The sequence below is a fragment of the Litchfieldia sinesaloumensis genome, from assembly GCF_900156865.1.
GTDB lineage: Bacteria > Bacillota > Bacilli > Bacillales > Bacillaceae_L > Ferdinandcohnia > Ferdinandcohnia sinesaloumensis.
This window is the reverse complement of record NZ_LT732529.1, coordinates 1282566-1308161: the sequence shown is the minus strand read 5'-3', so window position 1 is coordinate 1308161 and position 25596 is coordinate 1282566. Positions and strand designations below refer to the sequence as shown.

General features: G+C 38.8%; 22 protein-coding genes. 20 read left to right on the top strand and 2 right to left on the bottom strand.

The genetic code is table 11. The annotated features are described in order from the left end of the window. The first annotated feature begins 15 nt into the window (after positions 1-15). The 10 genes from nagA (at position 16) to CZ490_RS06340 (ending at position 12815) form a co-directional block, all read left to right on the top strand. On the top strand, positions 16-1173 hold the full coding sequence (nagA, locus tag CZ490_RS06385; protein ID WP_077618120.1) for an N-acetylglucosamine-6-phosphate deacetylase: 1158 nt from the start codon (positions 16-18) through the stop codon (positions 1171-1173). Positions 1174-1227: 54 nt separating this feature from the next. Continuing rightward, positions 1228-3111, top strand: a complete 1884-nt coding sequence (locus CZ490_RS06380; protein ID WP_077618119.1) for a beta-N-acetylhexosaminidase — start codon at positions 1228-1230, stop codon at positions 3109-3111. 124 nt (positions 3112-3235) lie between these two features. After that, positions 3236-4240 (top strand): Gfo/Idh/MocA family protein, encoded by a 1005-nt coding sequence (locus CZ490_RS06375; RefSeq protein ID WP_077618118.1) that lies wholly within the window; start codon positions 3236-3238, stop codon positions 4238-4240. Between the two features lies 1 nt (position 4241). After that, a complete protein-coding gene (locus tag CZ490_RS06370; protein WP_077618117.1) occupies positions 4242-5216 on the top strand; it encodes a Gfo/Idh/MocA family protein in 975 nt (324 codons plus the stop codon). Between the two features lie 148 nt (positions 5217-5364). Beyond that, positions 5365-6942 (top strand): FAD-dependent oxidoreductase, encoded by a 1578-nt coding sequence (locus CZ490_RS06365; protein WP_077618116.1) that lies wholly within the window; start codon positions 5365-5367, stop codon positions 6940-6942. A gap of 13 nt (positions 6943-6955) precedes the next feature. Continuing rightward, positions 6956-8797, top strand: a complete 1842-nt coding sequence (locus CZ490_RS06360; protein ID WP_077618115.1) for a glycoside hydrolase family protein — start codon at positions 6956-6958, stop codon at positions 8795-8797. Positions 8798-8812: 15 nt separating this feature from the next. Further along, a complete protein-coding gene (locus CZ490_RS06355) occupies positions 8813-10378 on the top strand; it encodes a DUF3435 domain-containing protein (RefSeq protein ID WP_077618114.1) in 1566 nt (521 codons plus the stop codon). Between the two features lie 174 nt (positions 10379-10552). Next, the gene (locus tag CZ490_RS06350) at positions 10553-11107 is read left to right on the top strand and encodes a hypothetical protein (protein ID WP_142255340.1); all 555 of its coding nucleotides are present in this window, start codon (positions 10553-10555) and stop codon (positions 11105-11107) included. Positions 11108-11337: 230 nt separating this feature from the next. After that, entirely contained in the window at positions 11338-12066 is a 729-nt protein-coding gene (locus CZ490_RS06345) for an ABC transporter ATP-binding protein (protein WP_077618112.1), read from the top strand. After that, entirely contained in the window at positions 12063-12815 is a 753-nt protein-coding gene (locus CZ490_RS06340) for an ABC transporter permease (protein WP_077618111.1), read from the top strand. The genes CZ490_RS06345 and CZ490_RS06340 overlap by 4 nt, the downstream gene beginning before the upstream one ends. A gap of 133 nt (positions 12816-12948) precedes the next feature. Here CZ490_RS06340 and CZ490_RS06335 read toward each other — a convergent pair whose 3' ends face one another. Both CZ490_RS06335 and CZ490_RS06330 read right to left on the bottom strand, forming a co-directional pair. Continuing rightward, entirely contained in the window at positions 12949-13647 is a 699-nt protein-coding gene (locus tag CZ490_RS06335) for a cell wall hydrolase (protein WP_077618110.1), read from the bottom strand. 217 nt (positions 13648-13864) lie between these two features. Beyond that, positions 13865-15031 carry a M20 family metallopeptidase gene (locus tag CZ490_RS06330; protein WP_077618109.1) on the bottom strand — a complete coding sequence of 389 codons (1167 nt, stop codon included), beginning with the start codon at positions 15029-15031 and terminating at the stop codon, positions 13865-13867. 211 nt (positions 15032-15242) lie between these two features. On the opposite strand from CZ490_RS06330, the gene CZ490_RS06325 reads away from it, so the two are divergent. The 10 genes from CZ490_RS06325 to CZ490_RS06280 all read left to right on the top strand — a co-directional run bounded on the left by CZ490_RS06325 (position 15243) and on the right by CZ490_RS06280 (position 25574). Further along, positions 15243-15371: a YjcZ family sporulation protein gene (locus tag CZ490_RS06325; protein WP_077618108.1), complete on the top strand. Its 129-nt coding sequence runs from the start codon at positions 15243-15245 to the stop codon at positions 15369-15371. Positions 15372-15528: 157 nt separating this feature from the next. After that, a complete protein-coding gene (locus tag CZ490_RS06320; protein ID WP_077618107.1) occupies positions 15529-16440 on the top strand; it encodes an NAD(P)/FAD-dependent oxidoreductase in 912 nt (303 codons plus the stop codon). Positions 16441-17497: 1057 nt separating this feature from the next. Continuing rightward, positions 17498-18853, top strand: a complete 1356-nt coding sequence (locus CZ490_RS06315) for an aspartate aminotransferase family protein (protein ID WP_077618106.1) — start codon at positions 17498-17500, stop codon at positions 18851-18853. Positions 18854-18873: 20 nt separating this feature from the next. After that, on the top strand, positions 18874-19566 hold the full coding sequence (locus CZ490_RS06310; RefSeq protein WP_077620959.1) for a CoA transferase subunit A: 693 nt from the start codon (positions 18874-18876) through the stop codon (positions 19564-19566). After that, positions 19551-20213 carry a 3-oxoacid CoA-transferase subunit B gene (locus CZ490_RS06305; RefSeq protein WP_077618105.1) on the top strand — a complete coding sequence of 221 codons (663 nt, stop codon included), beginning with the start codon at positions 19551-19553 and terminating at the stop codon, positions 20211-20213. The genes CZ490_RS06310 and CZ490_RS06305 overlap by 16 nt, the downstream gene beginning before the upstream one ends. Before the next feature lie 20 nt (positions 20214-20233). Next, entirely contained in the window at positions 20234-21514 is a 1281-nt protein-coding gene (locus CZ490_RS06300) for a peptidase (RefSeq protein ID WP_077618104.1), read from the top strand. Between the two features lie 2 nt (positions 21515-21516). Next, a complete protein-coding gene (gene ablB / locus CZ490_RS06295) occupies positions 21517-22371 on the top strand; it encodes a putative beta-lysine N-acetyltransferase (RefSeq protein WP_234987177.1) in 855 nt (284 codons plus the stop codon). Positions 22372-22422: 51 nt separating this feature from the next. After that, positions 22423-23790: a sigma-54 interaction domain-containing protein gene (locus CZ490_RS06290; RefSeq protein ID WP_077618102.1), complete on the top strand. Its 1368-nt coding sequence runs from the start codon at positions 22423-22425 to the stop codon at positions 23788-23790. 83 nt (positions 23791-23873) lie between these two features. Continuing rightward, a complete protein-coding gene (kamA, locus tag CZ490_RS06285; RefSeq protein ID WP_077618101.1) occupies positions 23874-25286 on the top strand; it encodes a lysine 2,3-aminomutase in 1413 nt (470 codons plus the stop codon). 15 nt (positions 25287-25301) lie between these two features. Then, positions 25302-25574, top strand: a complete 273-nt coding sequence (locus CZ490_RS06280; protein WP_077618100.1) for a YokU family protein — start codon at positions 25302-25304, stop codon at positions 25572-25574. Positions 25575-25596: the final 22 nt, after the last annotated feature.

Here is a 25596-nt window from a genome sequence, read left to right as displayed (position 1 = left end):
AGGAAATGGAAGTCTATGATGTGTAACCACTTTTACGTAAATGGAAATGTTGTTACGGACAAGAAAATCTTTGAAAATACGCTTGTGGAAATCAAAGACGGAAAGATCATTTTCGTTGGTGACAAATCTAAAAAGAAATTAAAGGATCTGCCCTTCTACCAAATAGAGGGGTGGATCTGTCCTGGTTTTATTGATACTCATATTCACGGTCTGAATGGTGCAGATTTTATGGACTGTAAGAAGGAAGGTTTTTATCATATTCAAAATGGGCTCCCTCAATTTGGTGTGACAAGTTATTTGTCAACATCAAGGGCTGCTCCATTAGAGGATATTAAAACCTTCCTTTTGTTAAGTAAAGAGGTCGCGCTAGAGAAACATCCTGGGGCCCAACTAGTTGGCGTTCACTTAGAAGGACCTTGGATTAGTAAGCAGTATAAAGGCGCACAACAATCGGAATTCATCCTAAATCCAACGATGAAAGACGTACAATCGGTGCTTCATTTGGATGAAAATCTCGTTCGTATTATCACATTAGCACCCGAGCTACCAAATACGAAAGAAATAATTTCATTTTTACATAATAGAAAGATTATGATATCAGCTGGACATACAGGAGCGAACTATGAAGAAATCGAGGAAGCAATGAGATACGGTCTTTCAAGAGTGACACATTGCTTTAATGGAATGGCACCAATTTCTCATCGGACATTAACCGCAGCTTTTGCTGCACTCGACATAGACGCATTGCATTGTGAGGTTATAGCAGATGGCTTTCATGTCCATCCCAAAATGATTGAATGGCTGCACCAGATTAAAGGTACGGATAACATAACCTTGGTATCCGATTGCACCGGGACGAACCAATTACAAGATGGTTGTCATCAAATTGGTGGAAAAACAGTCTACAAACAAGATGGAAAAGTAATGTTGGAGAATGGTAGTCTTGCTGGAAGCTCTTTAACTTTAGATAAAGCCGTGCAATTTCTTGTTAATAGGTGTGGAATACCGATTGAGGAGGCTGTATATATGGCTTCTTTTAATCCATCTATCGTATCTGGTGTCAGTGATCGCAAGGGGCGAATTGCTAATGGATATGATGCGGATATAGTTATCTTATCGCGTGATCTAGAAGTGAAAAGCACCATTATAAAAGGTGAATTTGTATACCGTTGAAACTACTAAGGTTTATCTTAAAAAATATGAATATAGTAATTATGGAGGTGCAATATGAGAATTAATTTACTGGGTGATACAAACTCGATTATAGAGGGATTGCAGCTTTTAACTGATGATTTGAACATTCAATTACATAAAGAGGGATATTCCATAAATGTTACGCAGAGAGTTGGTCCTATTCAAGTGAGTAATAAAGACGGAAAAGGTGAGATCTTCTATGAAGAAAAAATCCATTTCTATCGTGCTATAGGTGTTTGGGTAGAGAATTATACCAAAAGTGGTGAATTTGACGTAACGGAACAACCCCAATTTCAAACAAGTGGCGTGATGCTTGATGTTTCAAGAAATGCCGTACTTAAAGTAGAGGAAGTTAAAGTTCTGTTAAGAAAAATGGCGGTAATGGGATTAAATGTGGTTATGCTTTACACCGAAGATACATACGAAGTACCTGATTATCCGTATTTTGGGTATATGCGTGGGAGGTATACAGAAGCCGAACTAAAGGTATGTGATGCATATGCGGACACATTTGGTATCGAAATGATTCCATGTATTCAAACGCTTGCCCATCTATCAATGGCATTAAAATGGGGCTACGCAAAAGACATACGTGATACAGCTGATATTTTACTAGTTGGAGAATCAAAAACATACGAATTTATTGAAAATATGATAAAGGCTGCTTCAAAACCTTTCAAATCAAACCGCATTCATATTGGAATGGATGAAGCACATCAACTTGGCCTAGGACGGTATTTGGATTTGAATGGCTATGAGAACCGATTTGACATTATGAATCGCCACTTAGATCAAGTCGTTTCGATTGCAGAGCGTTATGGATTGAAACCTATGATTTGGAGCGATATGTATTTCCGACTCGGTTCAAAACACGGTGAATACTATGATGAGAATTTAGTTATTCCAAAAGAAGCAATTGAATCAATCCCTGAAAATATTCAACTTGTCTATTGGGACTATTATCATGATGATGAGGAATTTTATAGATCTTATATTCAAAAGCATAAGGAGCTTGGTAAAGACACCCTTTTTGCTGGTGGAGCATGGACATGGAATGGAATTTCACCAAATTACGGAAGAGCATTTGAGACAACAGAGGCTGCTTTAGCTGCGTGTAAAAAAGACGGCTTACCGGAAGTCTTTACCACATTATGGGGTGACAATGGTGCAGAAACACCACTTACGACAGCACTACCTGTCATTCAGCTTTATGCGGAGCATACCTACCATGAAACAGTCACAAAGGAACACTTATCCCAACGTTTTCATTTCTGTACCGGCAATCATTTAGATGATTTTCTTATTCTCAATCAATTAGACGAGACGCCTGGGGTGATGAAAAATAATCTTAAGTCTTCAAACGCATCAAAGTTTTTATTATGGCAGGATCCGTTAATAGGACTATTTGATGAAAACATCCGTGGACTAAATATGAATAATCATTACCAAGAGCTAGTTCCTCAATTACAGGCCGCGAAGGAACGAAATCCTCACGCATCTCAAGTATTTGAGTTTTATGAACAGCTTGCTCGCGTTTTAAGTGTAAAAGCAGAGATAGGAATCCAACTGAAGGCTGCCTATGACCAACAAGATAAAGGAAATATGGCAACTTTACTAGAAGAATTCAAAGAATTGGCCAAAGAAATTTCCGTCCTACATTGCAAACATCGAGAGATATGGTTCTCATTAAACAAACCTTTTGGATGGGAGATAATTGAATTCCGTTACGGAGGACTTATTGCTCGATTCGAAACAATCCAATTGCGAATTCAACAGTGGCTCGATGGTAGTATTGACCGACTGGAGGAATTGGAAGAAAAGAGATTAGTTCATGATGGTCCAAACGGTATTCCTGAAGGAACTCTTGGTAATCATTTCTACCATCGAATTGCAACAGCAGGAAATTTTCACATGTGACTTAATGAGTGTAATAGCCTAGGGTTATCAAAAAGAGATATTAGGGAGCACGGGAGAGGAGTAACTCCTTTCCGTTACCAGAACATACAGTTCAAGAAAAATTAAAGAATAGAGGATTGATCATATGCAAAATGTGTTATTGATTGGTGCGGGAACGATGGGTATGGAACATGCTACCTCCTATTATCAAATGGAAGATGTTCATGTAGTCGGTATTGTAGATATACGAACAGAGCAAGCAAAGAAAATAATAGGAGATTGTGATACAAAAATATTTCCAAGTCTAGAAGAGGCAGTTAACGGACTGGAACGTATCGACGTCATTGATATTTGTGTTCCTACCTTCCTCCATATGGAGTATGTAATGAAAGCTGCAGATTATGGCATTGATGTCATTTGTGAAAAACCTTTAGCCTACACACTTCAAGATGCGAGAGAAATGATTGACTATTGTAATGACAAAAATGTGAAGTTATATGTTGGCCATGTTGTACGTTTTTTTCCTCAATATTCAGAAGCAAAACAGCTTGTTACGAATGGAGCAATCGGTGATATTGGGGTTGTTCGAACGAGACGTGGAGGGAATTTTCCTCCTGGCTGGAACAATTGGTATGCAGATCACGAGAAAAGCGGTGGAGTGATTCTTGATTTAATTATTCATGATTTTGATTTTCTTCGTTGGACGTTTGGGGAAGTTGAGCGAGTCTATGCAAAAGGTCTAGCAGAAAAAAATATGGATCATCTCGATTATGCAATCGTGACATTGGTTTTCAAATCAGGTGTCATTGCACATGTTGAAGGTTCATGGGCACATGAGAGATTTTCTACTCAGTATGAATTTGCCGGAAAAAATGGAATTATTGAATATGATAGCTTAAAAGAAGAGCCTGTTTTACTTTCGCTAAAACAAAGTAATGAAACAAAGGCTGGTGTTGCGATACCTCAGAGCCCATTGAAGAATTCACCTTATTTTATCGAGCTGGAACACTTTTTAACTTGTTTAAAGACAAATGAAACACCAACTGTCACAGCTGAAGATGCATATAAAGCTCTAGAAATATCAGTCGCAGCTCTTCAATCGTTAAAAACAGGGGTACCTGTATATCTAAATCAAGAGGGGGAGAACTAATATGAAAATTGGAATTATTAGTTTCGCCCATATGCATGCCACTAGCTATGCGTCTGTTCTAAAGAAGATGAAAGGTGTTACGTTAGCTGGAATTGCTGATGATAATGAAGATCGAGGTCAGAAATATGCCCAGCTTTTTGAAACAACTTTTTATAAAAACTATCACGAGTTGCTTGATTCTGATATAGATGCCGTCATTGTCACATCTGAAAACACTCTTCATCATCAGCATGTGGTTGCCGCAGCCAATGCTGGGAAGCATGTACTTTGCGAGAAACCATTAGCTACTAATCTACAAGATATGGAAGAAATGATCCGTGTTTGTGAACAGAATCGAGTTTTATTAGGAACCGCGTTTCCTGTTCGATTTAACACACCTGTTCAACAAGCGAAAAAATTGTTGGAGCAAGGTATCTTAGGAGATATTTTAGCGATAAAAGGTACAAATCGTGGTACCAATCCAGGAGGCTGGTTTATTGATAAAGAGAAATCCGGTGGGGGAGCCGTTCTTGATCACACGGTCCATGTTGTCGATATTATGAGATGGTTTACAGGAGCCGAAGTGAAAGAAGTCTATGCAGAAATTGGCAATCTATATATTGATCATCCAATTGATGATAGCGGTATTCTCAGCATGGAATTTACAAATGGAATGATTGCTACGTTGGATTGTAGTTGGTCAAGAAATGATTATTATCCAACATGGGGCGATGTAACCATGGAAATAATCGGATCAAAAGGAACGTTAAAAATTGATGCTTTTTCACAGAAAATCGATTTATATTCCAATCAAGACGGTGTCAAATGGATTGGCTGGGGAGACGATATGGACGCAGGGTTGATTGAGGATTTTGTAGCAAGTATAAGAGAAGGAAGATCACCGCTTGCAACCGGGCACGCAGGCTTGAAAGCAGTCGAAGTAGCTTTAGCAGCCTATCAATCCTTTGGGAATAAAGCACCTGTAAAATTGAAATAAAAAGAATGTATAACAGTAAAATATGCTCCCACATCGTATCGGTGGGAGCTAATTATAAAGAATCAACCAGAAATGGTGAGAGTAGTGTTTTATAGTAGTACGTGTTTTTGATAGAGAAGAAAGAACACACTAGTAGCGGGGTGAAACATTGACAGTTTCTCAAGAATTACATGCAGATTTGGTGATTATAGGTGGAGGTCTAGGAGGATGTGCTGCTGCACTTTCTGCCCTACAGACTGGAAAAACGGTCTTGATGACCGAAGAAACAAAATGGATTGGTGGTCAAATTACGAGCCAAGGTGTACCGCCAGATGAACACCCTTGGATTGAAAGCTTTGGTGCAACAAGAAACTATCGAACATTCCGAAACAAAATACGAGAATACTATACAACCAATTATCCAGTAACGACAACGCAAAGGTTCAATAATCAATTTAATCCGGGGCATGCAATAGTGAGTACCATTAGTCATGAACCAAGAGTAGCATTACGTGTACTATACGATATGTTAGCTCCTTATCTTTCAAATGGGAAACTTACATTGTTATTAGAACACAAAATTGTGAATGCGGAAACAGATGATGATCAAGTGCGGTCTGTTACTGTTCAGCACTATAATACAGATTTAACTTATATATTAATAGGAAAGTATTTTTTAGACGCAACAGAAGTTGGAGATGTGTTACCTCTTGCAAATGTAGAATATGTGACCGGTGCTGAATCACAAGCAGAAACAGGTGAAGACCATGCAGCTAAAGAGGAAGAGCCATTTAATATGCAGGCTTTTACCTATTGTTTTGCCATTGATTATATTGACGGAGAAGACCATAAAATTGAAAAGCCAGCTCAATATGACTTTTGGAAAAACTATCAAGCTGACTTTTGGCCAGCAAAGCAGTTAAGCTGGTGGGGACTGGTCCCCCATACCTTGGAGCCAGTTAAATATTCCTTTTTTTACGAACCAGACACGTTTTCATTATGGAATTATCGAAGAATCGTAGATAGCAGTAATTTTGAAAAGGGTACATATCAAAGTGATATTACTATAGTGAATTGGCCACAAAACGATTACTGGCTAGGTCCAATTATAGATGTTTCAGAGGAAGACAAAGCGAAGCATTTATATAATGCTAAACAATTAAGTTTATCACTTCTTTATTGGATGCAGACGGAAGCACCTCGTCCAGATGGGGGATTCGGTTATCCAGGGATTCGGTTGCGAAAGGACGTTTTGGGAACAGAAGATGGATTGGCTATGTACCCATATATCCGTGAATCACGAAGAATTAAAGCAGAATTCACCGTGAAAGAACAACATATAAGCGGAGAAATAGAAGGAAAAGAGAGTGCCACCTATTTTAAAGATAGTATAGGAATTGGTTGTTATCGTCTCGACCTTCATCCTAGTACAGGAATGAACACGTATATCGATTTTTCGGCTCATCCTTTTCAAATTCCACTTGGTAGCTTGATACCCATACGAGTTCAAAACCTTTTGCCGGCTAGCAAAAATATCGGGACTACACATATAACAAATGGATGCTATCGCCTTCACCCTGTTGAATGGAACATCGGGGAAGCAGCGGGACATTTAGCATCTTATTGCATCGACCATGGTCTTGTTCCACATGAGGTGAGAAACAATGAACAACATCTAAAAGATTTTCAAGCACAATTAGTGTTAGCCGGAATTGAACTAGAGTGGCCGAAAATTCACAAGGTATGAGGTGAAAATAGCAATGATTGCTGTCGTAGACAAAAGTAAGAACATGAAAAGACTTGTGAACTATACACATTATTTTTCTGATCCAACTCAACTACTAGATGAAGATCTCCTCCAGTATCACTCCATTTTCATAAATGGTAACAACAATGGGGTACCGATGAAGTTAGACTACGAATTGCTCGAAAAACTCTGGGTCTTTGTTGAACAGGGTGGGACATTGTATGGAGAACTACTTAATTGTGAAGACTTTCCATCCTCACGTCTATTCGGTTTCAAGCAAGACTTTGCAGTTACTAACCGTCGTCTCGAAAAAGCAGTCATATCAACGGATAATCCCTTTTGTAAAATAGGGCAGGTACTCGAATGGCAGGGGCCGTTTATAACGGGTTTTACCTTTGATACAAAGAGGTTATTGGATGTTGGCCTTTTTAAAGAAACTCATAGAACAGAAGAAAAAGGGAAATATCCTGGTATTGTCGTGAAGAAATACGGTAAAGGAACGGCCGTTTATTCCACGTTCTCCTTTTTAGGGAATGATCAGAACTGGACATTACGACCGAATTGGCTTTGGAATAACGTTATTGAATGGCTCCAACAAGACTATGAGTTGCCCATCCAATTCCTTCCTCAGGTAATTAAACCTTCAATGGAAAATGATAGCAAAAAGACAATTGAACACGGCATGAATTGGTTTTTGCATTCAGGGATTCTTCCAAAGGATGATGGAACGCTAGGAATTTATGAAAATGTCCATTCGATTCGAAGTGATATTAGTAGGGATTATCGGCCAGATTGTCATGCTCATAGTGCATTGCTATTTTACTTGTATGGAGAATATTCAAAGGATCAAACGTGGTGGGAGAGGTCTAGCAATTTACTCACCTATTTGTTTGAAGCGGGTTATCAAGATACTGACCCAACTTCCGTTACATACGGCTTTTGGAAATGGTTTCAAAGTCCAAAAAGCAAGCCGGACCAAATATTCTCCGATGACAATAGCTGGGTTGCGCTGGTGTTATTATACTTATATCGCAAAACAGGTAACGAAGAGTATAAAAAAAGAGGCTTGTTAACAGCGTATGCTCTACTAAACACGCAAAATCTAAATGGATTACGGCCAGAGTGCATTCGTGAACAAGAACTACTTGACAAAGGAAATGGTTATTTTCAAACGTCTACCTTAGCCAGTATGAATCCCCACTTTGAATCCATCGTTCATGCTGCTTTTATACACGCCTATCATGTTTCGAAAGATGAACGTTTTTTACAGACTGCTAAAAAAGGGACATTGTACATGCTTGAGAATAAAAATGAGCTAACATTCATGTATAGCAAGACGGCAGGGTACAGTCGATTTTTACTAGCTTTAGCCCAAACGTATGCTGTCACAAAAGATGATCGTATCCTGAACGGTTTATATGAAGTCGTTTTCTACCTTGCAGACAAGCAACATGAGTTAGGTGCTATTGAGGAAAGTGATAATCCGGATCCGGGGCGCTATGGGACCGAAGATACAGGTGTATTCCGTATGAATGGGGAGGGTATTGCTGACCAATTATATACCAATAACTTTTTACTCATGAATGCATGGGAAGCTTGGAAGGCAACGAGTGACCCGGTTTTAAAAGAGATGATTGATAAATTGATACCATTTTTAACGTCTATCCAAATTTCGTCGCATAAACAGGAATTTGATGGAGGCTGGATGCGTTCCTTCCATTTGGATAGCAGGGAATACTTTGGAAATAACGGTGACACTGGTTGGGGAGCATATGTCATTGAAAGTGGCTGGACGAATGCCATTATACTTTCAGGATTTATCTTGAAAGAATTAAATCAATCTTTATTAGACTAATAAGGAGGTGACCAAATGTCGGTCAGATGTATAACCCTTAATAATAGGTCAGTAACCGAATTTGCTAAAAATGAGTTGCTAAAGTATACACAACATGTTCAAGATCCTTTACCATATTCTTTTTTTTTGGGCTTAGGTCAAGAGTTTATAGATAAAGGCTTAGTCGAACAGACTTACTTGAGCAATGATTCTTCTGTTGATGGTTTTCATTTCGTACAAAAGGAACGCGAAATATACGTTATTGGCACCAATGATAGGTCGGTTCTTTATGGCGTATATCATATTTGTAAAAAAATGTTTGGGTACAGATGGGTTCATTTTTTATCAAACGAAAAAATAGAACACAAGGTTTTTAGTCTTATACCTACTAAATTCTATAGCGGAAAAATGGTAAGAAGAGGGCTCGTAATTGAAAATTACGATGATATTCCTTTTTTAATACAACTTATCGATTGGGCTGCGAAGCATTATATAAATGAACTATTTTTTACATTTATGCTTTGGGATAAAGTAAGGCATGTAGTAGAAGATGAGATAGAGAAACGAGGCCTGTCGATTACAATTGGCGGACATAGCATGCATTATTTATTAATGGATCCCACTGTTTCTGAAAAAAGACAGATTGATTTTTCAGATGATAGCTGGAAGTTTACACTAATTGATAAAATAAAAAGCTATAGTGAAAAAACACCATCCATTAAACGCTTATCCTTATGGCCAGCTGATGTTGCTATAAATGATGACCACGATTTTTTAGCTCGTTATATTGAATTCACTGATCTCTTAAAATGTAAGATACCCGCTATAGAAGTAGAGCATATCGCCTACAATGCAGGCTTATCGTGGGATATGTTAGAACTTAAATGTGGATTAAGTGGCTCTAATAAGGTAAATACGTTATTTGCGTATTGGGGAAGGAACTATCAGCAATCGTTTGAGAATGAAGAAAGAGCTTTTAAGGCTTTACAAACATGGTGTCAAATAACAAAAAAAAATCAGCAGGAAATTACCATTTTTGAATATTATAGTGATCATTATATGTTAGGTGATTTATTTCCTCCTTTATTTCACAGAATTCATGAGGACATTAACGTGTACTCTACGTTAGGAATCAATTCAATGGTTAATCTAATTGTGCCTTTTATTCCAAAAGAAGCTGAGAGTACATTGGGACTTCATTTTCCATGGAAATCGTTACAATTAATGAACAGTTATTATTTTGCGCGGTTGACTTGGGGCGATGATTACCAGGAAGTTGAAGATGACTTTTATTCAATCTTTGACGAACAGCAGACGAGTGTGAAGGATATGTTTGACAAATTGGAATCTGTCCTTTCGGAAGTCTCGAAGTGGAATGTGCCACTGTTTCCACATCGAGTGATTGATCCTGAAAATATAGTGAATCATGAAGAAATAAGTGTGATTATGAATGACTTAACCCATTGGAAAAGAGAGCTCGAACCCTATAAAGTCAATTCCATATCTGATATTGAGGATCCAAACAGCCTATTATCCTATTTTGTTTTTTATCTGTGTGAAAAACTAGAGGATCTCCTACATACATGGAAGGAAAAAGTGTGAATCTTGTAATTTAGATGGAACTAAATATAGAAAAGAAAGAGTGAGTAAGCTTAAAAAGTCTATAAGCTTACTCTTTTTAATAGATCTTAAATAGACTCCATCCACAATCTAACACTTTTCGACAACCCCTTGAAGGTATAATAATGAAAACGTATTAATAGGGAGGTTCGAATGTTGCTAGATTCAAATCACGAATTTTATTTAAGTAGTGCTGAACGACAATTAATTATTAAAGGGATAAGAGAAGGGTTAGAGCGTTTTTATAGTGATAGAGACGGAAAGCCAAACCTTGTTACCGAAAGAAACTTCATCTCCAGACAACGTGCCTCTTATGTTTTCGACTCCGTCTACTCATTAGCGAATCAACATCCAGAATTGAATGTAACGCCTGAAATACGTACTGCAGGGCTATCCTATGAATACGTATCACTCTTTTTTGAAACCCGAAAAATTGTCGTGACGTTTAGCCAAGTAAAACGCCCGGAAGATTTACCTGAATACAGTGAATACCGGAATGAATACACAGAAGGGAATCGATTATACAATCCGCAGCTTTCCTTCTTTCGAGAAGAAGAGGAGAAAACTCTTAAAGCCTATAAGCACCTTGTCGTGACTTTCAATGGCTCTCACGGACCAGACCCACTGTTTGTCTGGATCGGAGCGACGACACCCGAACAAAATGCATGGATTTATCATGAAGAACTTAACGGGATTGTTGTCCAAGGATAATCTAACGGAGGTTGTGATTTTATTACAACCTCCATTTTTCTTAAACCTTCAATTTCCTTCATCAGCTGTGTAGCTACCTATCCTCTAGCTACAAGCGAATTTTCCTACCTAAAAAATTTTAAAATGACTATCGTAAAATCAGTACATAATATACAAAAGCAAATCAAATTGTATTTACGAACAGAATTGTTATGGTAAATTGTAGGTATCGCGTTAAAGGAAGTGAAGATATGCAAACTCTAAGTCCAGCCATTCATTTTAACCGAGTTCATTTTCGTGCGGATGACAAACATATTCTAAAAAATATAACAGGTTCTTTTTATGAAGGAACAATTACGTCATTAGTTGGACCATCAGGAGCTGGTAAATCAACACTGCTGAAACTATGTAACGGCCTATTATCACCTAGTTCCGGTGAGATTTATGTAAAAGACAAAAACATCAATACATACGAGCCTGTTGAATTACGACGTGCGGTTGGAATTGGTTTACAAAACGCACCAATGGTAAACGGAACTGTCTTTCAAAATTTAGCTTTACCTATGACACTTCAAGGGAAAAAACTAGAAGAAAAGACAGCACTGGATTTATTAGAAGATGTTGGTTTAGAAGAGGAATATATGAATAGAGATGTTCGTGATTTATCAGGTGGTCAACGTCAAAAGGTATCCATTGCTCGTACACTGGTTAACCATCCCAAAATCATGTTACTGGACGAAATCACGTCTGCACTTGATCGTGTTTCAATGCACGAAATCGAAGAGCTTATCGTTAAAATAAACCAGAAATACAAGGTGACAATCGTCTGGATAACCCATAACCTACAACAAGCAATTGATATCAGTCATCTAGTGTGGGTGATGATGGAAGGGGAATTAGTTGAAACAGGAAAAAGTACATTATTGAAATCTCCTACTCATGAACGAGTCAAACATTTTGTGAAGGGGGAGATGGAATGAGTACATTTGCGCTAGCCATTGCACTTATTTTTGTTTTGATACCTATTTTTTTATCTAAAACATTTAAACTTGGTCTGGAAAAGGACACAACCATTGCGGTCGTTCGATCCATCATTCAGTTATTTGCAGTAGGCTATATATTAAAATTTGTATTTGATGCGGAAAGTCTTATTTATATATTTCTAATGGTTGCGGTAATGATAATTGCAGCTACATTAAATGCAAGGAAAAAAGGGAAGGCAATCGAAGGCATCACATGGAAAATCGCATTAACATTGATTTTTATGGAAGTGCTCACCCAAGCAATCTTACTTGGATTTCAGATTATACCAGCAACAGCGCAGTATATCATTCCAATCAGTGGGATGGTTGTTGGTAATTCCATGGTGCTTTCGATTTTATTTTTAAATCGATTTACAGCTGAGGTTGATACACATCAAGATCAGACCGAGCTCATCCTTTCTTTAGGAGGGACACCAAAACAAGCGATTCATACGCAGTTAATTACGTCAATCAAGGCAAGTATGATTCCTACGATTGAGAGTCAAAAGACAATCGGTCTTGTTCAACTCCCAGGCATGATGAGTGGTCAAATCATTGCCGGTGCTAGTCCAGTTCAAGCTGTTCAATTCCAATTACTCGTACTCTTTTTACTTTTAACAACTGCAGCCGTTACTAGCATCATGCTTGGATTCTTATCCTATCCAACACTATTCAACCAACGTATGCAGTTTTTTAAGATAAGGTAAGAACCAAAAATCAAAAATGCCTGAACCCATATTTTTAAGGGCTCAGGCATTTATTATATTTTTCACAGGTACCAATCATAAGTGATTAGTTACCTCTATTATTTTCAAAGTTAGTGAAGCCTCGCATTATCTTTTAATATTTAAACACATGTCGGCCTATTTGTACGGCAGTGGCTCTTGAATCTAACCATCGACTTGTGGCAATAGTTGGATTATAAAAGAACAATGCATCTTTCGCAATTTCTCTCATATCGGTAAGTGCGGCACTCACCGCTTTTTTAGACTCTTCATCCGCCGCTTTATTGATTTGACCATTCATTACAGGTTGAAATTGGCCACGTTGATAGATAACGCCTCGAATCGTATCAGGGAATTTAGGGCTTTCTACTCGATTTAACACAACAGCTGCAACTGCTACTTTTCCTTCAAATGGTTCTGTTTGAGCCTCAGCTCGTACAATTCTTGCTAACAAGTCAAAGTCAGCATCTGATAATTGATGATTTGTTGAAGCACTTTTAACCTCAGTAACAACTTTCTCTTCTTTTACAGTTTCTACACTTGCAACCTCGACCTTTTCTTGCTTAACTACATTCAATCCTTCAGTAAGTTTTGGGGCATTATGATTCATTTCTGTATTTATTTCTTGACCGACGATAATCAGGTCTAAATCATCTATTTGTGGGTTAATACCTGCTAGTTCCTGTAATGACATACTGTGCTTTCGAGCTATTTCTGACATAGTGTCACCTTTTTGAACTGTATAAGCAAACGCCGAATCCGCAAAAAATAGAGATGCTATAAAAATCGCTATTCCAAATAGTATTTTTTTCATCGTAATAGTCCTCCTAGTCAATTTAAGTTCTGGGTAACTCTCTATGACTCATTTCTATGAAAAAAATAAATAGAATAGTATTACAGTTATATTACAGCTTGGTTACACATGTCCTTTGTTATATAAATGGAAAAAATAGGATAGAAGATAGAGTAGCTATGAACACAAAAATAGACGGTTTGCTCATCCATTTGAGTTAAACCGTCTCTAGCATATCTTATTTATTTGCAGCAAATTCCTCTTTAATCTTTTCTAGTAATTGGGAATCTGTTAGGATTTTATAACCTGTTAATGCCATTGTTTTAGCACCCAAGATCATAGCTTCTTTTCCTTGATCACTCAGTGCAGCTTCACGAAAACCATGAGTATGACATGCAAATGGCTCATCACATATTTTTACATAGGGATGAATAGAAGGGACCACCTGGCTAACATTTCCCATATCAAGTGAACCCGTTCCTTCTGAACGTTCATTGATGTCTTCCGAATTAACACCCAGTTCAATTAATGTATCATTAAAAGCATTCGATAAAGACTCATTTGTGATCATATCATCATAGGAGAATTCATAAAAAGACCACTCCATCGTTGCACCTGTCTGTAGGGCAGCGCCTTGTGCACATTTTTTCACCTTCTCCAAGAGCTCGTTCAAGTAAGAACGAGAAGCAGCACGGACATAAAATTGAGCTACTGCGAAATCGGGAACAATGTTGGCGGCTTTTCCACCTTCAGAAATAATCCCGTGAATACGTGCATCTGGTGTAATATGTTGTCTTAAAGCATTGATACTATTAAATGTTTGAATAACGGCATCAAGAGCGTTGATTCCTTCATGTGGAGATGCCGCTGCATGTGCCGCTCGACCAAAGAATTCAAATTGAATCGCGTCCATCGCAAGCGATTTACCACTTTTTTCATATTGGCTAAGCGGATGGACCATCATCGCTACATCAAGGTGGTCAAAGATGCCTTGCTCCGCCATGGTAACTTTTCCACCTTTTGTTTCCTCGGCGGGTGTACCATAAACGACTACTTTTCCACCAGTAGAAGAAAGAACTTTCGATAATCCAATTCCAGCTGCAATCCCCATGGTTCCAATTAAATTATGTCCGCACGCATGTCCCAACTCCGGTAGAGCATCATACTCTGACATGATTCCAATCGTTGCACCAGGTTTTCCGCTGTCAAACGTAGCTTCAAATGCTGTGGGAAGCCCAGCTGTTCCAATTTCAACATTAAAATTGTGGTTTTTAAGCTCATCCGTTAATATTTTACAAGCTTTGAACTCCTCATGACCTAGCTCTGGATTTGCTCCTATATATGTACTAATTTCGTAAAAGCGTTCTTTATAATCTTCAATTGCTGCCAGTATTTCTGCTTTCATACTTAACCCTGCTTTCATTTTATACGTTTATATTGAATTATTATAAATGAATATGTATAAAAATTCAATCAAATTATTAGTCTGCGATACTATATTTCTATAATAAGTAAAGGGAAAATAAAAAAACTCAAAAAATAGGCAAGAGCACATACAGTACAACCCATAGGCTCATATCTTAACAGTGTAATGAAAAAGAAAGGGAGATGACACTATGCATTACGGATATCAGGATCATTGCGGATATGGGTATGGCGGTGGATTTGGATATAACAACAGCTTTGTATTAATCGTTGTGCTGTTTATCTTATTAATCATTGTTGGTGCTTCTTACATTCGATAAATAATAATACAAAGCAAAGGGGTTCTTTCACAATTCGTGTGAAGGGAGCCCCTTTTGTTTATCGTAATTTTTATTATGTTAACTTATGCTAATTCTGAATAGAACTCATCCTAAAAAACAAATCCTATAAAGTATATGTCTTTAATGAGGTGAATGTATGAGTAATCAATTTGAAGTCATTATCATCGGAGGAGGAATTGCTGGTTTACAAGCAGCCATTCAACTTGGGCGCTACAAACACAAGATAGGTGTGATTGATTCAAATGACGGTCGATCCACAATATGCAGATGCTATCACAATATTCTAGGCTGGCCTGATGGTGTGAGTGGACAAACCTTACGAGAGTTAGGAAAACAACATGCCGAACGTTATGGAGTTTCTTTTATTCAAAATGAAGTGATTAAGGTTGAAAAAGCGGAAATTAGATTTACATTGTATTGTCGTGGTGGGGACACATTTACTGCAAAACGTTTACTACTTGCTACAGGTGTGAAGGACAATATCCCCGCTATTAAAAATATTTATAAATGCCTCGGCTTAACCATTTATGTATGTCCTGATTGTGATGGTTACGAAGTTGTTGACAAACATGTGATTGTTATTGGTTCAAGTATGCCTGGAGCTAATATGGCATTGACACTTTCTTATTTTACAAAAAATATAACGCTTATCAATCATGATTGGAAACAGCTTGATAGTGAAACGATGGAAAAGTTAAAACAGAAGGGAATTACTTATATTCAGGATGATGTAGAAGAGGTCTTACTTAGAGAGGATTCCGAAGATTTTAAAGGTGTACGATTAAAAACTGGAGAAATTATCGATGGGGATCGGGGATTTCTAGGCTTTGGTGGAAACGAAGTACGTTCAGAGCTGGCCACACAACTTGGGATTGAACGAACAGAAAACAAACATATCATTGTAGATCCTCGGACAAAGAGGACGAATGTTGAACATGTATGGGCGGCAGGAGATATTGCAGTGCATTCTGAACAAACCACGATTGCGATGGGAGATGGAATGCAGGCAGCCATTTGGATTCACAAAAGCCTCTTAGATGAAAAATAACCTACGAATAACGAAAATATTATTCTTTACATACATATGATGTAATAGTAGGCATTTTTAAGTTTGAAGAATTTACATTTTTAAATTATTTCTAGATTTTTTACAGGCATAAAGTTCATGTCGTTACGGTGTACATTATTTTACTCTTTTCGGGGAATGAAGAGGAATTAGGCAAAGATTCTAAGCGGTTTTCCTCTTCAACACGACTATGAAAGGGATTCGGGCGAGGTGTTTAAAGAGTTTTCCTCTTCATCATGCTTATGAAGGGGATTCAGGCGAGGAGTTTAAGGAGTTTTCCTTTTCATCGGCACTTCAGCACTATGAAGACCCATACGAAGCAGATTTAAATTGTTTCAGGTCTTCATCGGCGCTATGAAGACCTGTACGAAGAAGTTTCCAACTGTTTCAGGTCTTCATCGGCGCTATGAAGACCTGTACGAAGAAGTTTCCAACTGTTTCGGGTCTTCATCGGCGCTATGAAGACCTGTACGAAGCCAATTCCAACTGTTTCAGGTCTTCATCGGTACTATGAAGACCTGTACGAAGCCGATTCCAACTGTTTCAGGTCTTCATCGGTACTATGAAGACCTGTACGAAGCCGATTCCAACTGTTTCAGGTCTTCATCGGTACTATGAAGACCCATATGAAGCAATTTCCAACTGTTTCGGACCTTCATCACTGCTATGAAGACCCATACGAAGCAGTTTCCAATTGGTTCGGGCCTTCATCGGTACTATGAAGACCCATATGAAGCAGTTTCCAATTCGTTCGGGCCTTCATCACTGCTATGAAGACCTGTACGAAGCCGATTCCACCTGCTTCAGGTTTTCACCCATGCTATGAAGACCTATATGAAGCTGATTCCGACTGTTTCAGTCCTTCATCAGCGCTATGAAGAACCAAACGAAGCAAATCCCGCTTTGTTCGGTCCTTCATGTAACAAACATAAGCCTATTTTCAGTGTCACTTTTAAACCGAACACACACACATATACCTCAGATCTGGATTGCCTTAGAAAGCATCCTTACTACCAATTTGGCGAGGAGGGGGTTCGCATTGGACGAAACCCGCTTAATTAAACCTTTATTGGATAAGGACTATCCAATGATCAGCCATGGGGATGGAATCTATTTATATGATACCGACGGAAAAAAGTACATCGATGGCTCCTCTGGAGCAATTACCGCAAGCATTGGGCATGGCGTAAAAGAAATCGTTCAAACCATAGAGAAACAAGCTCATAAAATTTCGTTTGTATACAGGTCGCAATTCACAAGTGAGCCTGCTGAGAAATTAGCAAAAAAACTAAGTGACCTAGCAAAAGGCGGTGAATACTGGTCTTTTTTTGTGAATAGCGGCTCTGAAGCAACAGAAACCGCTATGAAAATCGCCATTCAACATTGGCAAGAAAAAGGGATTAAAGGTAAAAATAAAATTCTGTCGCGCTGGATGAGCTATCATGGGATCACAATTGGTGCACTCTCAATGTCTGGTCATACAGGGCGAAGAGCGCGATTTGTTCAATTATTAGAGGACTACCCAACCATTCAACCGCCGTATTGTTACCGATGTCCGTTTAACGCCTCTTATCCTAACTGTAAACATATGTGTGCTACAGAGCTCGAACAAGCGATCAACCGGATAGGGGCAGAACATATTGCGGCCTTTATCGCTGAGCCCATTATCGGTGCAGCAGGTGGTGCGATTGTCCCGCCACCGGGCTATTACCAGGTTATTAAAAAAATCTGTGAAAAGTATCAAATTTTATTTATCGCGGATGAAGTGATGACGGGTTTGGGGCGAACGGGCAAAATGTTTGGCCTTGAACATTGGGATACACAAGCTGATATCATTGCCCTTGGAAAAGGGATGAGTGCTGGATATACTCCAATAGCCGCGACACTTGTCAGCGAAAAGGTCATGGAACCTATTCAACAAGGGTCTAAACTAATTATGAGTGGACACACATATAGTGCAAACCCTCAATCGGCAGCAATTGCGTTGGCGGTCGTTGATTATATTGAAACTCATAATCTCGTTGAAAAATCTGAGAAAAACGGAAACTATCTTCTTACTAAATTACAAGAATTGCAAAAAGGACACACCATCATAGGAGATGTTCGTGGAAAAGGGATGATGTGTGGGGTCGAATTTATATCCGATAGGTTCACAAAGTTTCCTTTTAGAAAGGAAATTGACCTAACCTCACTTGTTGTGAGTCAGGCGCAAAAAAATGGTCTCTTACTCTATCCGGCTGCAGCAGGAATTGAAGGAGTAGGAGGAGACGCGATTTTAGTAGCTCCTCCATTAACCATCACACCTCAGCAAATTGATGAAGTTATTGTTCTTCTAGACCAAACATTAACAGAAGTTGAAACAGTGCTGAGAAATAAAGGTATTATTACTGCTTGATGTGGAGGTGTAATAGATTGATAGAAAATCGTTATCATAAAATTTCAACTCTAGACGAGGCACTCTTACGGATTAATGATGGCACAACGATCATGTTTGGGGGATTCGGTGGGATAGGAAGTCCCCCAACTCTAATTGATGGATTAATAGCGAAAAATGTAAAAGATTTAACCTTAATAGGAAATGATACAGGTTTTCCGAACATTGGAATCGGAAAACTCGTAAGTCGTGGTCATGCAAAAAAATGTATCGTGTCCCATATTGGTTCTAACCCCGTAGCAGGACAGTTGATGACAGAAGGAAAAATGGAAATTGAATTTTCCCCACAAGGAACACTTGCTGAACGTATACGCGCAGGTGGCGTTGGCCTAGGTGGTATTTTAGTCGATGTAGGAATTGATAATGATATTGTAGCGAATGGAAAAGAAATTATTGAAGTGGATGGAACTAAATATCTTTTAGAAAAACCATTAACAGCAGAAATATCGATTATTTTCGCTAAAAAAGCAGACCCATTTGGAAACCTTGTCTATGACAAGAGCGCGCGAAACATGAACCCACTAGTTGCAATGGCAGGGAAATTTACGATTGCCGAAGTAGAAGAGATTGTACCTTTAGGAGAGCTTGACCCAGAAGAAATAATTACACCGGGGGTTTATGTTGACATGATCGTTAAGACTAAAGGGGTGAATTGGAAATGGGTATGGGAATAGATATACGCAATCGAATTGCGAGACGTGCTGCACAGGAAATCAATGATGGGATGATTGTGAACCTGGGTATTGGCATCCCATCCCTTGTTCCAAATCACCTTCCAGATGGGATAAATGTAATGATTCATGCAGAAAACGGAATTATCGGAATCGGACCAAGCCCAGGAAAAGGAAAAGAGGACGAAAATCTTTGCAATGCAGCTGGCTATCCTGTAACAACGGTTTCAGGTTCGTCCTATTTTGATAGTTCAATAGCTTTCGGAATGATTCGCCGCGGATATATCGATATAACAATACTTGGCTCCCTTCAAGTGAGTGAAAAAGGTGACCTTGCCAACTGGATTGTTCCTGGTAAACGCGTCCCTGGCATGGGTGGCGCGATGGAGCTTGCGCAAAAAGCAAAAAAGGTAATTGTGTTGATGAATCATCTCGACAAACATGGAAACTCCAAAATTGTAAAAGAATGCACACTACCGTTAACTTCAAAAAACTGTGTGGATCTCATTATTACGGATATGGCAGTCATTAAGGTGATGGAGGATGGGCTTCACCTGTTAGAAGTCATGAGTCCCTTTACAGTGGAAGATATCCTTACTAATACAAGCGCTGAATTGAAATGGGATAAAACGATTACTCAACTATCTTAACTTTAAGGGAGGGGAAGTGTGTGAGTGATAATACGACGAAAATAAAAAGCTGGATAGAAGCAAACAAAAATAAGGGCATTCGACTACTGAAAAAACTTGTCCAAGAACCCAGCCTTCAGGGCAACGAACGATCTTCACAAGCGATAGTCATTGAAAAGTGTCGACAACTCGGAATGGTAATTGATATTTGGGAACCAAATGGAACCGAGCTCCTTAAGCATCCTTATTTCGTTTCACCACGAACGAATTTCACAGACAGTCCTAATGTAGTTGCTGTTCTAAAGGGTACAGGGGGAGGAAAATCACTTCTTTTAAATGGTCATATTGATGTCGTTCCAGAAGGAGATATAACACAGTGGGAAATGGACCCGTACTCTGCTGAAATAAAGAATGGAAGGTTATATGGACGAGGCTCCACCGATATGAAGGGTGGGAATGTCGCACTGATTATGGCGATACAGGCCATTAAGGAAACTGGTATTAAGTTAAAAGGAGACATTATTTTTCAAAGTGTCATAGAAGAAGAAAGTGGTGGGGCAGGAACCCTCGCTACAATTCTAAAAGGCTATAAAGCAGACGGGGCGATTATTCCAGAGCCGACAGGTATGAAAATTTTCCCAAAACAGCAAGGTTCAATGTGGTTCAAAATTGAGATTTACGGTCGGATTGCACATGGTGGTACAAGATATGAAGGTGTGAGTGCAATTGAAAAAAGCATGATCGTCATCGAACATCTGTTAAAGCTCGAAATGATTCGCAACGGTGCAATTAATGATCCACTCTATAAAAACACCCCAATCCCGGTACCAATAAATATTGGAAAAATCAACGGTGGAACATGGCCTTCATCTGTTCCAGACGTTGTTACGATAGAAGGAAGAATGGGTGTCGCTCCGGATGAAACCATCGAGCACGCAAAATCTGAAATGCAACAATGGCTTAATAAATTGCCTGAGAAGGATCCATGGTTTGAGGAACATCCTGTTGGATTAGAATGGTTTGGGGCACGCTGGGTACCTGGAACAATTGATCCAGACCATGAACTTATGAATATTTTAAAAGATAGCTTTAAAAAGGTGAAAGGGAAAGAACCGGTGATTGAGGCATCACCTTGGGGGACGGATGGTGGACTGTTAACAGCAGTTGGCAATATTCCAACCATTGTATTTGGACCTGGTACAACCGAGGTTGCTCATTATCCGAATGAATATGTAGAGCTTGATAAACTATTTGAAGCGGCGGAAATTATTGCCGAAACGATTTTAACATGGTGTGAAGTGTCAGAAGATGAGGAGGAGTGATGTTGCCAAAACAACCATACAGTGAACAAATACAATTACAAGCAGCTACATATCAAGCAACCATCGTTGTCGATTATTTCAACCTACGATTAAGAATGCTAGCATACCGAGGAAATCTATTTTCATTGCTAGATAAAGTAAACGAGATTGCCGTACAACACTCATTCGAAAAAATAATTTGCATGGCGAAATATGAAGATCTTGTCCATTTCATGGCCCGTGGTTACATGATTGAAGCGATGATTGAGAAATACTTTAATGGTAGTGATGCTTATTTTGTCACGAAATATTTTACAAACGAAAGAAGAAATAGTGAAAAATGGATGGAAGAAGATAAAATTATCAGTGACATTTTTAAGGGTCCACAAGACAGTCAACCAACTGACACCACATTTTTAATTCGAAAAGCAACACCAGAGGATGCACAGCAGCTTGCAACTCTATATGATTCCGTGTTTCAAATTTATCCAACTCCATTGAATGATCCCGATTATATCAAGAAAGTGATGCTGGATTCGACGATATTTTATGTTGCTGTTGATGATGATGTGATTGTCAGTAGCGCTTCAGCAGACATAGATTATACATTTTTTCATGCGGAGTTGACCGATTGTGCAACTTTAGATGCATACCGAAAGCATGGCTTAATGAAAAAGCTTCTGATTGAGCTCGAAAAAGAGCTTGTTACAAATGGCATCTATTGTGCTTTTTCAATTGCAAGGGCGCTCTCATATGGAATGAACAAAAGCTTTTATCAGTTAGGATACTCGTATTCTGGCAGACTGACAAACAATTGCTATATTTTTGATAAGATTGAAGATATGAATGTATGGATGAAGGATTTATCAAGGTGCTGAATTTTCGGCAGCAACCGCCGAATTTTTATCATGATTGGGAGGTGGAGATAGGTGCAAATCGGTGAAGAATTAGTTATTGCCATTTTAGACAGTATTGATGAAGCCATACATGTTGTAAACAAAGAAGGCATCACCATCTTCTATAATCAGGTTGCAGCAGAGCATGATGGACTAAGAAGAGAGGAGGTCCTTGGAAAGCACCTTCTCGAGGTTTTTCCCTCTTTGAATGAGGATTCAAGTACACTTTTAAAGGTCATACGCACAAGACAGCCGATTTACCATCTTCCCCAAACCTATAAAAATAAATGGGGAATGCTTATTGATACGGTGAATACGACACTTCCGATAACGATAAATGGAACTTTCATTGGTGCGGTTGAGATCGGAAAAGATTATTCAAAGATAAAAGATTTATCAACTAAACTGATGGACCTACAATCTAAGGTGCGCAGTGTGTCGAAAAAACCTCACGAAATTTACGGTGCTAAATACACCTTCCATGACATCCTGACGAAAAATGAGCGCTTCAAGGCTGTTAAACAGCAGGCGAAGAAGGTGGCGAGTTCATCGTCAACTGTTCTAGTATACGGAGAAACTGGAACAGGAAAGGAGTTGCTCGTTCAAGCAATTCATAATGCATCGCAACGCCGTAAGGCACCTTTTATTGCCCAAAACTGTGGGGCACTACCGGAAAGTTTATTAGAAAGTATTTTATTTGGAACGGTAAAAGGAAGCTACACAGGTGCCGTTGATCGTGCTGGTTTATTTGAAATTGCACATGGGGGAACTCTTTTTTTAGACGAGATTAATTCGATGCCGCTTGAACTTCAATCCAGATTGTTACGTGTGCTTGAGGATGGCATGGTCCGAAGAATCGGCAGTGCAAAGGCACTTCAGGTTGATGTTCGCGTGATTGTGGCTTTAAATAAATATCCATCAGATTGTGTGAAAGACGGCGAACTAAGGCCCGATTTATATTATCGATTGAATGTTTTTTCGTTGGCAATCCCACCATTGCGTGACCGGATTGATGACATTCCATATTTAGTGGAACACTTGGTAGCTGTCTATAATCGCAGCTTTCAAAAAAATGTCTCAACGGTGGATGATGAGGTATTACACTTGTTTTCTAGCTACCACTGGCCAGGGAATGTACGTGAGTTAAAGCATATTATTGAGCATGCGATGATTATGGCAGAAGGAGATTCCCTTACAAAGGACTTACTTCCCCAACACTTAAATGAGAATAAGGCAACATCAACCAATAGATTAAGGCCATTACGCCAAGTCGTACAGGAGACTGAAAATGCCTTAATTATGACTGCATTGAAGCAATCAGGTGGAAATATCAATCAAGCAGCAAAACTCCTAGAAATACCACGTCAAACTCTACAATATAAACTACAAAAAATAAAATAATAGCCCATTTTTGCTAAAATCTCCTCTCTATTGAAATGTTGGCATGCGACTTGCATGTTAATTAAGTAGGGAGGAGATTTATTATGCAGATGAACTTATATAAACCTAAGCGTCATTGGAAGGATATCGAATTATGGAAAGATGTCACAGAAGAACAATGGAATGATTGGATTTGGCAGTTAACCAATACCATTCGGACTATTGATGATTTGCGTAAGGTAATCAACCTAACCCCAGAGGAAGAAGACGGTGTCTTAATTTCAACAAAGACAATCCCTTTAAATATAACGCCTTACTATGCGTCGTTAATGAATCCAGATGATCCACGTTGCCCGATTCGGATGCAATCGGTACCAATTGGTAAAGAAATTTATAAAACAAAGTATGATCTTGAGGATCCACTTGAAGAGGATGAGGATTCACCAGTGCCAGGGTTAACCCACCGTTATCCTGATCGCGTTCTTTTTTTAGTTACAAACCAATGCTCGATGTATTGTCGCTATTGTACAAGGAGACGATTTTCCGGACAAATTGGAATGGGTGTACCGAAGAAACAACTTGATGCAGCAATCAATTATATCGCGAATACTCCAGAAGTACGTGATGTTTTAATTTCTGGAGGTGATGGGTTGCTCATCAACGACAACATCCTTGAGTATATTTTGAAAAATTTACGTGCCATCCCGCATGTAGAAATCATCCGTATTGGAACAAGAGCGCCAGTTGTATTTCCACAGCGGATTACGGAAAATCTCTGTACTATTTTAAAGAAGTATCATCCCGTCTGGTTAAACACTCATTTCAACACGTCGATAGAAATCACTGAAGAAGCGAAAGAAGCGTGTGAAATGCTTGTCAATAGTGGTGTTCCTGTAGGGAACCAATCTGTTATTTTAGCAGGTATTAATGACAGCGTTGAAATCATGAAAAAGCTCATGCATGATTTAGTCAAAATCAGAGTACGTCCTTATTATATATATCAATGTGATTTATCAGAGGGTATCGGCCATTTTAGAGCGCCAGTTTCAAAAGGGTTAGAGATTATCGAAGGATTGCGAGGTCATACATCGGGCTATGCTGTTCCAACTTTTGTCGTCGACGCTCCTGGTGGAGGCGGAAAAATTGCCGTTCAGCCGAATTATCTGATTTCACAAAGTCCGGAAAAAGTGGTGTTGCGTAACTTTGAAGGTGTGATTACGACCTACCCAGAGCCAGAGAACTATATACCTGGTCGTGCGGATGCTTACTTTACAGAGCATGTTGGCTCTCTTGATGATAAAAAATCAACAGCGGGTATTGCTGGCCTACTTGGTGATGGCTTCAACCTAGTACCAGAGGGGATTAACCGTATTTCACGTAGAAAGAAGTACAATGAAGATCCAACTCACAGCACATTGAAAGACAAACGAGATAAACGTGATGAACTAAAAGAGAAAAAGTTTCAATCGACTTTGAAAAAAATGCAAGGTAAGAACGAAGACGATAAACCAAATTGAGGGGAGGTATTAAGGTTGAATTGTATGTGGTGTGATTCTGATAAAGCGCATGAAGCAAGGAACAGTGTATTTTGGGAGTTGCCAGATGGAACACGCGCAATTGAAATAATAGATACACCCAGCATCAAGTGTGAAGAATGCGGGATGGAATATCAAGAAGAGCAAATCATTAATGAAATTGAGGATCAGCTTTTGTTAATTGATACAAAAAAACTGCTAAAAACAATTGAGTACAAGAAACTCATGGAGATTCCTCGTTTTTTAAAGCAAAACTACTTCCGATTCTAACTATTTTCCATTTGACATGTCC